Raw genomic sequence first — 12,068 nt, 5'->3', positions numbered from 1 at the left:
GAGTGACCACCACCACCTACGCCCCGGCCGAGCGGCGCCACCCCGCCGGCCGGCACCTCGCCGCCCTCATCATCGGGTGCCTGCTCATCCTCCCCGGCCTCGGGCTGCTGCTCGGCGGAGCGGGCCTCGGCATCGCGTATGCCGTCGCGCGCGACTCCGCCGGGTTCCTGTCCATGACATTGCCCGTCGTCTCCAGCTCGACGCCCGCCGTCACGGTCGGCAACGCCGTCGTCGAGACCGGGCCGAACGCGCCCTCCTCGGTGCTCGACCGCCTCGACGTCGAGGCCCGCGTGACCGCGCAACCGCTCGAGACGGGTGGCAAGCCGCTCTTCCTCGGCATCGCCCCGACGGCCCAGGTCAACGCCTACCTCAGGGGGATCGCCCACGACCAGGTCGTCGACATCACCGACCCCCGCGGGAGCACCCCGCGCGCACCGGTGATGCAGACGGTCCCCGGCGCCGACCGGGCGCCCGCCCCGACGAGCCAGAAGTTCTGGGTCGCCTCCGCCACCGGTCCCGGCTCGCAGCAGCTGACCTGGAAGGTGACCCCGGGGCAGTGGACCGCGGTGCTGATGAACGCCGACGGCAGCAGTGGCGTCGCGGTGTCCGCCACGACGGGCGTGCGCGCCGGCTTCCTCCTGCCGCTCGCCCTTCTCATGCTGGCCGCCGGACTCGTCATCACCGCGCTCGCCATCGGCCTGATCATCCGCGGAGCGCGCGGCAGCCGGCCGGCGAGCTACACGCAGCCGCCCGGAGTGCGCCCCGGCTACGTCGAGGCCGACACGACCGGTGACAGCGGCCCGCAGCAGGCGCCGCCGCCCACGCCTCCCACCACGCCTCGGGACCAGCCGCACCCGCGGGCGATGAGCCCCGTGGCCCTCGAGGCCTACCTCGACGAGCCGCTCTCGCGCTGGCTGTGGCTGGTCAAGTGGTTCCTCGCCATCCCGCACCTCGTCGTGATCGGCGTGCTGTGGGTGGCCTTCGTGCTGGTCAGCGTCGTCGCGTTCTTCGCGATCCTCTTCACCGGCCGCTATCCGCGCAAGCTCTTCGACTTCAACCTCGGGGTGCTGCAGTGGACCTGGCGCGTCAGCTACTACGCCGCCAACGGCGGCCTCGGCACCGACCGCTACCCGCCGTTCAGCCTGGACCCCGAGCCCGACTACCCGGCCTACCTCGACATCGCCTACCCCCCGAAGCTCTCACGCGGGCTCGTGCTCGTGAAGTGGTGGCTGCTCGCCATCCCGCACTACCTCATCCTGGGGCTGCTGCTCGGCGGCGGCGGATGGGTCTGGGACGAGGCGACCGGGCGCGCGATCCACTACGACACCTGGGGGGTCCTCGGCCTGCTCGTCGCCATCGCCGGCTTCTCGCTGCTCTTCACCGGGCGCTACCCGCGGGCGCTGTTCGACCTCGTCATCGGACTCAACCGCTGGGTCTACCGCGTCATCGCGTACGCCGCCCTGATGACCGACGTCTACCCGCCCTTCCAGCTCGACGAGGGCGGCCAGGAGGTCCCGCTCCCGCCGCCCGTGCCGGCCGGCCGCATGGAACCGCCGCGCCAGGTCAACGGCTGAGGGCTTCGTAGGTCAGTGACCCGCGTCGCGGGTCACTGACGTACGGCAACCACGCGGGGCCGCGTCAGGCCTTGACGGCGGGAAGGTGCGCGTCGAGCCAGTCGAGCATCTCGGTCTCGACCTCGTCGCGGTTCGTCTCGTTGAGGATCTCGTGACGGGCCTCGGGCCACAGGGTCAGCGTCACGTCGCGCACACCGAGCCGGCGCAGCTGGTCCGCGACCTTGCCCACGCCCTTGCCGTTGGCGCCCACCGGGTCCATGGCGCCCGAAGCCAGGTGGACCGGCAGGTCCTTGGGGATGCGCCCGGCCTCGGCATCGGTGTTGACGCTCTCGAGGCCACGGATCAGGTCGGCGAACCCGCCTGCACTGAAGACGAACCCGCAGTCGGGGTCGTCGATGTACTTGTCCACCTCCGCGGGATCCCTTGACAGCCAGTCGAACTGCGTCCGGGTCGGCTTGAAGGCGTTGTTGTACTGACCGAAGGTCAGGATGTTCATCAGGCCGCTCGCGTGGGTGTGACCGCGCAGCCGGGCCTGGGTCGCGGCCAGGAAGAGCCCGACCCTGCTGATCCCCCCGGCGCCGCCCGAGGTGCCCGAGAGCACGAGGCCGGCGAGCTCGGGGCCGAACTGTGCGGCATACCCCCTCGCGAGGAACGAGCCCATGCTGTGGCCGAGGAGGAAGACCGGCAGCCCCGGCTGCTCCTCGCGGGCGCGCTCGGTCACGGCGTGCAGGTCGTCGATGACCGTCTGCCAGCCGCCCTGTCGGGCGAAGGAGCCGCGCGTGCCCGTGGTCTTCCCGTGCCCGCGGTGGTCCGAGCCGTAGACGGCATACCCGTGGTCGGTGAGGCGCTGCGCGAAGCGGGCGTAGCGGGTCGAGTGCTCCGCGAGCCCGTGCGCGATCTGGACGACCGCCTTGGCGGGCCCGTCGGGGAGCCAGCGGTTGACGAACACCTCGGTGCCGTCGGGGGTCGTCAGCGTGAAGGTGCTGCTCTGCATGGCCGAACTGTATGCCGCCGCCGCGCCGCCGCGAGCGAGGTGCGAGCGAGGTGCGTGTCTCGCGTCGTGACCGGTTCGGACCGGTTCGCGGCGCTCGCCGTCGCCGAGTGCCAACAGCTCGCCGAGGCGGCCCGCGGCGCGCGCACTGCCATCGACGCCCTGACGGCCGTCCGGGAAGGTGCGCAGAACGAGCTCATCGACCTCTTGTGAGGGCCCACTCTGGTGGGTACGGGGGAGCATGTCCCCAACCCATGGAGGAGCCATGAAGCTCGACCTGTTCCACGACCTCGGCGAGGAGAAGGGCCCCTTCGCGAGCGTGACCTTCGACGTGACCCGGACCGATCCGAACAGCATCGCCAACCTCCGGGCGCGCTGGCGCCTCGCGGAGCGAACGCTCCGCAAGTCCGGCGTGCCCGAGGACATCGTCTCCGAGATGGGCGAGGCCACCCTGGAGCCGACCGGCAAGGGCGGTCAGTGGGGACGCCTGCTCGTGGCCAACGCGGAGGGGCTGGTGCTGCAGCAGGACCTCCATGGCCGGCCCGACGAGGACGTCAGCTGGGGGCCGGTTCCGTCCCTGCTCCCGGCCGTCCGCGTGCTCGAGGCGATCGTGCCGCACGTCGTCGTGCGGCTCGACCGCACCGGCGCCGACATCGAGGTCACCGGCGGCGTCGGCGACACCGAGGAGGAGCTCGAGGTGCAGGGCGACCACGACGTGGTGCACCGCTTCAAGGGCGGCGGCTGGTCCCAGCACCGCTTCGAGCTGCGGGCGCAGGACTCGTGGGAGCACAACGCCGCCACCGTCGCCCAGCAGCTCGACCGCCTGGTGCGCCGGCACCGGCCCGCGGTGGTCATCCTCATGGGCGACGAGCGGGCCATGACCTACCTCGAGGAGCACGCGAGCGAGGGGCTCAGGTCGCTCCTCGTGCGCACCGACACCGGCGGCCGCGCCGAGGGCACCGACGAGCAGAAGGAGCGGGAGGCGGTCGAGGAGATCCTGGCCGCCATCCGCGCCCAGGCCGAGGCCGACCTCGTCGCCCGCTTCGAGGAGCAGACCGCCCGCGCCGAGGCGGCGACCGAGGGCCTCGACCCCGTCGTCGAGGTGCTGCAGCGCGCCCAGGCCGAGGAGCTGATCTTCGTCGACGGCCGCGAGCACGACGGGCAGCTGTGGGTCGGCGAGGGCCGCCTCCAGCTCGGCACGAGCCGCGAGGACGCCGAGATGACCGGTGCGGAGCACCCGGTGCAGGTGCCGGCCGACACCGCGCTCGTCTGGGCGGCCGTCTGCTCCCGGGCCGGCGTCAGCTGCCTCGACCGCAAGCAGGCCAACCCCTCCGACGGCGTCGGCGCCGTGCTGCGCTGGTCCGACGAGGCGACCCCGCACTCGCGCGTCCCGAGCATGCCCGGCCACGGCGGCACCTGAGCCGCAGCCGTCGCTCGGGAGACAGGCGCCGGCAGCGGAGTGCCGCTCAGTCGGAGCCTGCGGAGAGCACGTCGGCGAGGTCGTAGCTGACCGGCTCCTCGAGCTGCTCGAACGTGCACGACTCCGGGGTGCGGTCCTCGCGCCACCGGACGAACTGCGCCGTGTGCCGGAAGCGCGTGCCCTCCATGTGGTCGTAGCGCACCTCGACGACCCGCTCCGGGCGCAGCGGCACGAACGACAGGTCCTTCTGGTTGTTCCAGCGGGAGAACTCGGACGACCGGGGGGTGCGTGCGCCGCCCTCCTCCTCGGTGGGCGCCGCCCAGTTCCACGGGTGCTCGTCCCACTCGGCGACCAGCGGCTGCAGCTCGGTGAAGAGCTGGCGGCGGCGAGCCATCGGCAGGGCGCCGATGACGCCGACGGACGCGAGCCGGCCGTCGGCGTCGTAGAGGCCGAGCAGCAGCGAGCCGATGGCCTCGCTGTCGTTCTTGTGCGGGCGGTAGCCGGCGACGACGCAGTCGGCGGTGCGCTCGTGCTTGAGCTTGAACATCAGGCGCTTGTCGGGCTCGTAGCCGATGTCGACCGGCTTGGCGATGACCCCGTCGAGCCCCGCGCCCTCGAACTGGGTGAACCAGCCCTTGGCGACGTCGCGGTCGGCCGTCGCAGCAGTGAGGTGGATCGGCGCCTCGGCGCCGGCCAGGGCCTTCTCCAGGGCCGCGCGCCGCTCGGAGAAGGGCCGGTCGAGGTAGGACTCGTCGCCGAGGGCGAGCAGGTCGAAGGCCACGAAGGAGGCCGGCGTCTCGGCGGCGAGCTTCTTCACGCGTGAGGCCGCCGGGTGGATGCGCTGCTGCAGCAGGTCGAAGTCGAGCCGGTCCTTCGACTCGGGGGAGACGACGATGATTTCGCCGTCGATGACGGCCTTGTCCGGGAAGTTCGCGAGCACGGCCTCGACGACCTCGGGGAAGTAGCGGGTCATCGGCTTCTCGTTGCGCGAGCCGATCTCGACGAGGTCGCCGGACCGGAAGATGACCGAGCGGAAGCCGTCCCACTTCGGCTCGTAGAGCACCTCGCCCTTGACGGCCGAGAAGTCCTTGACCGGCTTGGCGAGCATCGGCGACACCGGGGGGACGACCGGCATGCCCCACGTGCTGCGGTGGTCGGCGTCGCGCTCGGCCTTGGGTGCCATGTAGTCCCCGTCCGTCTTGTCCTGGCGTCGTTTGCTCGGCTGCACGCGGGGCGGCTCGCCGGGCATCTTCGGGTAGTCCGGCGGGAAGTTGAGCTCGCCGAGACCGCGCTCGTCGACGTCGCGGTCCCACAGCGCCAGGGCTGCGGCGACGTCGCCGACCTCGTCGTCGATGCCGGCCCACGCGTCGCCGCGGGCGGCCACGAGGGCGGGCACGGTGCGGACCGTCAGCTCCCGGGGGTCCACCGAGCGCAGCTCGTCCCACGTCACCGGCGTCGACACGGGCGCGCCGGGGAGCGGGCGGGGCGAGTAGGCGGAGGCGATGGTGCGGTCGCGGCAGGCCTGGTTGAAGTCGACGAAGACCTTCTCGCCGCGCTCCTCCTTCCACCACGACGTCGTGACGAGGTCGGGCAGGCGCCGCTCGAGCTCGCGGGCGATGCCGATGACCCCGTGCCGCACGTCGAGGAACTCGTGGGTGGGGGCGACGCGGGCGTAGACGTGGACGCCGCGGTTGCCGGAGGTCTTGGCCCAGGCGGTCAGCCCGATCTCGGCCATCACCTCGCGCAGCGCGACGGCCGCCTCGACCGCGTCGGCGAAGCCGCGCCCTGGTTGCGGGTCCAGGTCGATGCGCAGCTCGTCGGGCCGGTCGACGTCGACCGTGCGCACCGGCCAGGGATGGAAGGTCACGGTGTTCATCTGGGCGGCCCAGACGGCGTCGGCGACCTCGTCGACGACCAGCTGCGGGTGCCTGCGGCCCGAGGGATAGGTGCACATCACCGTGCGGGTCCCCTCGGGCACGCCCTTGGGCGGGTTCTTGGAGAAGAACTCCTCGCCCTCGATCCCCTCGGGGAAGCGCTGGAGCGTCACCGGCCGGTCGCCGAGCGCCCGCAGCAGCGGGTCGGTGACGGCCACGAGGTACTCGGCGAGCTCGAGCTTGGTCACCGGCCGGCCGTCGGCCATGCCCGCGGCCGGCCACAACACCCGCTCGGGGCTGGAGACGCGCACCTCCCGCACCCCCGACGGGCTCGACGGACTGGGCGCTGCGACGACGGCGGGCTTGGCGCTCACGTGCCGATCGTAGCCACGGGGTGCGACGCCGCCGGTCGGGCGCGCGCTGTGCGCTGGGTCGGGTGGTGACCGAGCGGTCGGCAGGTGCCGCTGCAGCTCCCCGGCGGAACCCCTGGGTCGCGCGGTGACCCAACGCACAGCGCCCGGAGGGCGGCAGGGTGCCTACCGGGGTGGGGTAGCGGGTACATGTCCGCCATGACCATGGCGCCCACCCTCCACAACCTCGGCGGCGAACGGTTCGTGCTCCTCACGACCTTCCGCCGCTCCGGCGAGCCGGTGGCGACCCCCGTGTGGGTCCTGCCCGACGCCGGGGCCGCCCTGGTCAGCACCCCCGAGGGCTCCGGCAAGCTCAAGCGGCTGCGCCACGACCCGCGCGCCACGATCCAGCCGTGCGACCGCCGCGGCAACGTCGCGCCCGGAGCGCCGGTCGTCGAGGGCCGCGCCGAGGTCATCCGCGACTCGGCGGCCACCGAGGCCGTCGGCCGGCGGCTCGCCCGCAAGTACGGCCTCGAGTACCACCTGTTCATGGCCGCCGAGTGGCTCCTGCGCCGCGGCAACCCGCGGCGCGCCGTCGTGCGGATCATGCCCACCGGCTGAGCGCCCCCTCGAGCCGCTCCGGCTCAGCTGCGCAGGACGAGGCTGACGACGTCCGCGAGCGCGATGAGCACGGCGGCCACGAACGGCAGCCGGCCCCGCGCCACGACAGCCGCGACGGCCAGCACCACGCACGCGAGCAGCAGCGCCAGCCCGGTCCCGTCGAGCGAACCCCCACCGGGGCCGTATGCCGCCACGGCCGACCCGGCCAGCAGCACCGCGGGTGCCAGCCACCGCACCACCCGCTCCCCGAGCCGGTGCGGCAGCCCGCGGACCCCGGTCGCCTCGTCGTCGGCGAGGTCGGGCAGCACGTTGAGCAGGTGCGCGCCGACCCCGAGCAGCGCCCCGGTGACGAGCACCCACCCGGGCGGCCAGGCCGGGGACGGCAGCGCGAGCGTGACGACGGCGGGCAGCGCGGCGAAGGCGACGGCATACGGCAGCGGGGAGAGCGGGGTGCGCTTGAACCAGAGGTTGTACGCCCAGCCCGAGGCCACCCCGAGGACGAGGTGCACGAGCGCCGACCGCCACCCGCACGCCAGCGAGAGGCCGACGCAGGCCACCAGCGCGACGCCGCACGCCGCGCGGACGACCGTCTCGGAGACCTCGCCCGCCGCCACCGGCTTGTCCGGCCGCCCGACGGCACGGTCGCGGCGCACGTCGACGAGGTCGTTGGACCACCCGATCGAGAGCTGCCCGGTGAGCACGGCCGCCGTGACGAGCAGTCCCCGCGCCGGGGTGTGACCGGCCGACCACGCGAGCAGCGCGGTGAGGACGGTGACCGCGAGAGTCGGACCCGGGTGGCACGCGCGGACGAGCCCGCGCCCTGTGCCCCGCTCCGTCCGCTGCACCACCACGAGCCCGAGCCTAGGTCCGGATGGGTACGACACCGTCGTGAGCCACCTCGCGGCCGTGCGCGGCGTCCTTCCCGGGCACGCCTACACCCAGTCGGAGATCACGGCCGCCTTCGCCGGCGTGCTCGGCTCGACCGGCACGGACCGGGCCCTGCTCGAGCGGTTCCACGCCAACGCGGGGGTCAGCCGGCGGCACCTCGCCCTGCCACTCGAGCGCTACCGGCAGCTCGCGGACTTCGGCGAGGCCAACGACGAGTTCATCCGGGTCGCCACCGAGCTCGGCTCGCACGCCGCCAGCAAGGCGCTCGCAGCCGCCGGCCTCACCCCGCAGGACGTCGACCTCGTCGTGTCGACGACCATCACGGGGCTCGCGGTGCCCTCGATCGAGGCACGCGTCGCCGCCGAGATCGGGCTGCGCGACGACGTCAAGCGCGTGCCGCTCGTGGGCCTGGGCTGCGTGGCCGGCGCAGCGGGGGTGGCGCGCGTGCACGACTACCTTGTCGGACACCCCGACGACGTCGCGGTCCTGCTCTCCGTCGAGCTGTGCAGCCTCACGGTCCAGCGCGACGACCGCTCGGTGGCCAACCTCGTCGCGAGCGGCCTCTTCGGCGACGGCGCCGCGGCCGTGGTCCTGGTCGGCGCCAACCGCGCCAGCGCCCTGGCGCCGGAACAGCCGCGCGTCGTGGCCACCCGCAGCCGCCTCTACGCCGGGACCGAGCGGGCGATGGGCTGGGACGTCGGCGCCAGCGGCCTGCGCATCGTCCTCGGCGCCGAGGTGCCCGACCTCGTGCGCGAGAACGTGCGCGACGACGTCGACCGCTTCCTGGCGGACCAGGGCCTGACCCGCGCGGACATCGCCTGGTGGGTCGCCCACCCCGGCGGCCCGAAGGTGCTCGAGGCGATGCAGGAGGCGCTCGAGGTCGACCGCGAGGCGCTGGGGGTCACGTGGCGCTCCCTCGACCGCATCGGCAACCTCAGCTCGGCCTCGGTGCTGCACGTGCTCGCCGACACCCTCGCGGACCAAACGCCCGAACCGGGCACATGGGGCGTGCTGATGGCCATGGGGCCGGGATTCTGCCTCGAACTCGTGCTCCTGCGGATGGCCGACTGATACACAGATGGCACAACAGCACAATCGGTAGCGGGCCCAGGCGCAAGCAGGACGAGCAGGAGCCGACGAGAAGGGAGTGGCGGTGTGACCTCGCAGTGGCTCTTCACCGCCCTCGTCGCGCTCGTCGGGCTCGAGCGCGTCGCCGAGCTCGTCGTCTCGAGGCGGCACGCAGCCTGGGCACTCTCCCGCGGCGGCGTGGAGCGTGGGCAGTCGCACTACCCCGTCATGGTCTTCCTGCACACCGGTCTGCTCGTCGGCGCGGTGGCGGAGGTCTGGCTGGCCGACCGGCCCTTCCTCCCCGCGCTCGGCTGGCCGATGCTGGCGCTGGCCCTCGCCAGCCAGGCGCTGCGCTGGTGGTGCATCAGGACGCTCGGCAACCAGTGGAACACCCGCGTCATCGTCGTGCCGGGCCTGCCGCTCGTGCGTCGCGGCCCGTACCGCCTGTTCCCGCACCCCAACTACGTCGCCGTCGTCGCCGAGGGGCTCGCCCTCCCGCTCGTGCACTCAGCCTGGGTCACCGCCACCGTCTTCACCGTCGCCAACGCGGCCCTGCTCACCGTCCGGGTCCGCAGCGAGAGTGCCGCCCTGCGCGAGCTCGCCCCGCCCGTCGCTGCAGCGAGCGGGGTGACCCGGTGAGCGCCGACCTCGTCGTCATCGGGGGAGGCCCCGTCGGGCTCGCCGCCGCGTTGTATGCCGTCCGCTCGGGCCTGTCTCCCGTCGTCCTCGAGCCGCGGGCCGGCACCATCGACAAGGCCTGCGGCGAGGGGCTCATGCCCGGTGGCCTGCAGAGCCTGCTCGAGCTCGGCGTGGACCCGCAGGGCTACGACCTGCACGGCATCCGCTACCTGGCCCACGGCCGCTACGCCGAGGCGGACTTCACGTCGGGCTCCGGGCGGGGGGTCCGGCGCACGATGCTGCACGACGCCCTCTCGCGCGCCGTGGCCGAGGCCGGCGTCGACGTGCTCCCGCTCGAAGCGGCCGAGGTGACGCAGGACGACACCTCCGTCACCGTCCGCACCGAGGACTCCGGGCGACCGGGGCCCACGATGAGCGCGGCCTGGGTGGTGGCCGCGGACGGCCTGCACTCGCCGACCCGGCGTTCGCTCGGGCTCGACCGGGACCGGCCTGCCCAGGCACCGCAGAAGCCGCGCGGTGGCCGTCGGAGGCAGGCGGGCGACCGGTCCGGCAGCGGTGGGGACGGGGCCGGTGGGGCCGGGGCAGACAGGCCGGAGCGGCCCGAGCGGCCCGAGCGGCCCGAGCGGCCCGAGCGGCCCGAGCGGCCCGAGCGGCCCGAGCGGCGGTACGGGCTGCGCCAGCACTACCGCATACGGCCGTGGAGCCGCCACGTCGAGGTGCACTGGGGCGCCCACGGCGAGGCCTACGTGACCCCGGTGGCCGACGACCTCGTCGGGGTGGCGGTGCTCAGCAAGCACCGCGGGTCGCTGAGCGACGGGCTCGCCGAGTTCCCCCAGCTGCGCGAACGGCTGGCCGGCGCCCCGATCGTGACCTCGGTCCGTGGTGCCGGCCCGTTGCGGCAGCGATCGACGCGCCGGGTCGCCGGACGGGTGCTGCTCGCCGGTGACGCCAGTGGCTACGTCGACGCGCTCACCGGCGAGGGTATCTCGCTCGGCCTGGCGCACGCCCGTGCGGCGGTCACGGCCCTCGCCGCGGACGACCCGCAGTCCTACGAGAGGTCGTGGCGCGCCGCGACCCGCCGCTACTCGCTGCTCACCCACGCCCTCGTGCAGTTCACGCGGCCGGCGTGGAGCCGCCGCCTGCTCGTGCCGGCCGCCGCGAGCCTCCCGCCGATCTTCCGCGGCGCCGTCAACGAGCTCGCGAGGCCGGCCCGGTGACCGGGACGATCCGCACGACCGAGCACCACGAGGAGCTCGTCGTCCTCGTCGCCGCGGACGGGCATGCGGTCGGCACGGCGCCCAAGGCGACCGTCCACCACGCCGAGACGCCCCTGCACCTCGCCTTCTCCGTCTACCTCTTCGACGACGCCGGCTCCGTGCTCGTGACCCGGCGGGCCCTGCACAAGGCCACCTTCCCCGGTGTCTGGACCAACTCGGCGTGCGGGCACCCGGCTCCCGGCGAACCGGTCGAGGACGCGGTGCAGCGCCGGGGCCGGCAGGAGCTGGGCCTCGACGTGCACGACCTGCGCCTCGTGCTGCCGCGCTTCTCCTACCGGGCCGAGATGGACGGCGTCGTCGAGTGGGAGCTGTGCCCGGTCCTCGCCGGACGTGTCGCCGGCGTCGCGCCCGAGCCGCGGCCGGACCCGGACGAGGTGGCAGCCGCCGAGTGGGCACCCTGGGACGCGTTCGCCGCCGACGTCCTGGCGGGCCGGCGCGAGGTCTCGACATGGTGCCGTGAGCAGGTGGCCGAGCTCGACCGCCTGGGCCCGGACCCCGCCGCCTGGCCGTCGGCCGACCCCGCCGACCTGCCCGGCGCCATGACGACCCGGCGCCTCTGACCCGCGCGCACCGGGTCCGGGCCGGGTAAAGGAAAGGAGGTGAGCGCATCCTCCAGCCAACCGCCCGCACCGGCTCGCGTGCCGACGCCGCCCTCGCGTGTCGCGGGTGCCGCCCTCGCCGCCGGGCTGGGCGTCGTCGCCTGGGCCACCGGGCGCAAGCCGCTGCATGCCGCCGGCAGCACGTGGGCCGCCGAGCTGCGCGTCGACTCGCCGCTGCCCGACCTCGGCGTGCCGCTCATCAGCCGGCGGGGCGTCCACGCCTGCACCGTCCGGGTCTCGCGAGCGGTCGGCACGCCGGAGGGCTGGTGGGACGTCGGCGGGCTGGCGGTTCGCCTGCCCGACGCCGGGACGAGAGGCCGCCCCGCCGACCTGCTCTTCGCCACGACGGGCACCGGCAGGCTCAGCCGCGACCTGCTGCGGCCGGTCCGACAGGCCGCGACCCGGCCGCTCACGACGCTGCTGCCGACCCGAGCGGGCGACCGGTCGCTGGAGCTGCTCGTGCGCCCAGTCGGTGCGGCCGAGCAGCCTCGCGAGTACGAGCTGGCCGTCTCGGTCGACGGGGGGCGCTGGACGGCGGTGGGCCTGCTGCAGCTGTGGCGAGAGCTGCCCGACACGCGTACGCGCTTCGACCCGATCGTCGACGAGCTGGAGGGGACGAGGCCCCCGGCGTGGGTGGTGGGCCTGCGCGAGCCGGCCTACCGGTGGGCACGCCGGCTGAGCCGCCGCCGCGCAACGGAGGTCGGGGCGCTGCCGGTCACGGGCGACTGAGCGCCGGCACTTCCGTTCCGGCACGAGCGACCGAGCCG

12 protein-coding genes are annotated in these 12,068 nt (G+C 74.2%); 9 read left to right on the top strand and 3 right to left on the bottom strand.

Annotation, left to right across the window (positions count from 1 at the left end):
* Positions 1–2: 2 nt before the first annotated feature.
* Positions 3–1,574, top strand: a complete 1,572-nt coding sequence (locus tag LQK93_RS08000; protein ID WP_374971010.1) for a DUF4389 domain-containing protein — start codon at positions 3–5, stop codon at positions 1,572–1,574.
* A gap of 64 nt (positions 1,575–1,638) precedes the next feature.
* On the opposite strand, the gene LQK93_RS07995 is transcribed toward LQK93_RS08000, so the two are convergent.
* Positions 1,639–2,568, bottom strand: coding sequence for an alpha/beta hydrolase (locus tag LQK93_RS07995; protein ID WP_374971009.1), 930 nt, complete (start codon positions 2,566–2,568; stop codon positions 1,639–1,641).
* A 54-nt stretch (positions 2,569–2,622) separates the two neighbouring features.
* Between LQK93_RS07995 and LQK93_RS07990 the strand changes: the two genes are divergently transcribed.
* Entirely contained in the window at positions 2,623–2,778 is a 156-nt protein-coding gene (locus LQK93_RS07990) for a hypothetical protein (RefSeq protein WP_374971008.1), read from the top strand.
* A gap of 52 nt (positions 2,779–2,830) precedes the next feature.
* Complete coding sequence (locus LQK93_RS07985; protein WP_374971007.1) at positions 2,831–3,985, top strand: Vms1/Ankzf1 family peptidyl-tRNA hydrolase; 1,155 nt, start codon at positions 2,831–2,833, stop codon at positions 3,983–3,985.
* Positions 3,986–4,031: 46 nt separating this feature from the next.
* Here the strand turns inward: LQK93_RS07985 and LQK93_RS07980 are convergent, their stop codons facing one another.
* Positions 4,032–6,233, bottom strand: a complete 2,202-nt coding sequence (locus LQK93_RS07980; protein WP_374971006.1) for an ATP-dependent DNA ligase — start codon at positions 6,231–6,233, stop codon at positions 4,032–4,034.
* A gap of 186 nt (positions 6,234–6,419) precedes the next feature.
* Between LQK93_RS07980 and LQK93_RS07975 the strand changes: the two genes are divergently transcribed.
* A complete protein-coding gene (locus tag LQK93_RS07975) occupies positions 6,420–6,830 on the top strand; it encodes a PPOX class F420-dependent oxidoreductase (protein WP_374971005.1) in 411 nt (136 codons plus the stop codon).
* Between the two features lie 23 nt (positions 6,831–6,853).
* Here LQK93_RS07975 and LQK93_RS07970 read toward each other — a convergent pair whose 3' ends face one another.
* A complete protein-coding gene (locus tag LQK93_RS07970) occupies positions 6,854–7,681 on the bottom strand; it encodes a UbiA family prenyltransferase (protein ID WP_374971004.1) in 828 nt (275 codons plus the stop codon).
* A gap of 37 nt (positions 7,682–7,718) precedes the next feature.
* On the opposite strand from LQK93_RS07970, the gene LQK93_RS07965 reads away from it, so the two are divergent.
* From LQK93_RS07965 to LQK93_RS07945, 5 genes are all read left to right on the top strand, one after another.
* Positions 7,719–8,789: a type III polyketide synthase gene (locus LQK93_RS07965; RefSeq protein WP_374971003.1), complete on the top strand. Its 1,071-nt coding sequence runs from the start codon at positions 7,719–7,721 to the stop codon at positions 8,787–8,789.
* Positions 8,790–8,873: 84 nt separating this feature from the next.
* Complete coding sequence (locus LQK93_RS07960; RefSeq protein WP_374971002.1) at positions 8,874–9,425, top strand: isoprenylcysteine carboxyl methyltransferase family protein; 552 nt, start codon at positions 8,874–8,876, stop codon at positions 9,423–9,425.
* The gene (locus LQK93_RS07955; RefSeq protein WP_374971001.1) at positions 9,422–10,642 is read left to right on the top strand and encodes an NAD(P)/FAD-dependent oxidoreductase; all 1,221 of its coding nucleotides are present in this window, start codon (positions 9,422–9,424) and stop codon (positions 10,640–10,642) included. The genes LQK93_RS07960 and LQK93_RS07955 overlap by 4 nt, the downstream gene beginning before the upstream one ends.
* Positions 10,639–11,262 carry an isopentenyl-diphosphate Delta-isomerase gene (gene idi / locus LQK93_RS07950; RefSeq protein WP_374971000.1) on the top strand — a complete coding sequence of 208 codons (624 nt, stop codon included), beginning with the start codon at positions 10,639–10,641 and terminating at the stop codon, positions 11,260–11,262. Before LQK93_RS07955 ends, idi begins: the two co-directional genes overlap by 4 nt.
* A gap of 39 nt (positions 11,263–11,301) precedes the next feature.
* Entirely contained in the window at positions 11,302–12,030 is a 729-nt protein-coding gene (locus tag LQK93_RS07945) for a phosphodiesterase (protein WP_374970999.1), read from the top strand.
* Positions 12,031–12,068 lie beyond the last annotated feature (38 nt).

The organism is Terrabacter sp. BE26 (assembly GCF_041941675.1).
Lineage (GTDB): Bacteria > Actinomycetota > Actinomycetes > Actinomycetales > Dermatophilaceae > Terrabacter.
The sequence above is the reverse complement of the archived record's forward strand: the minus strand, read 5'-3'. Positions and strand labels throughout refer to the sequence as shown.

Coding starts and splice junctions, on each gene's coding strand:
- LQK93_RS07985 (WP_374971007.1), top strand. CDS start 2,831: ATGAAGCTCGACCTGTTCCACGACCTCGGCGAGGAGAAGGGCCCCTTC.
- LQK93_RS07995 (WP_374971009.1), bottom strand. CDS start 2,568: ATGCAGAGCAGCACCTTCACGCTGACGACCCCCGACGGCACCGAGGTG.
- LQK93_RS07975 (WP_374971005.1), top strand. CDS start 6,420: ATGTCCGCCATGACCATGGCGCCCACCCTCCACAACCTCGGCGGCGAA.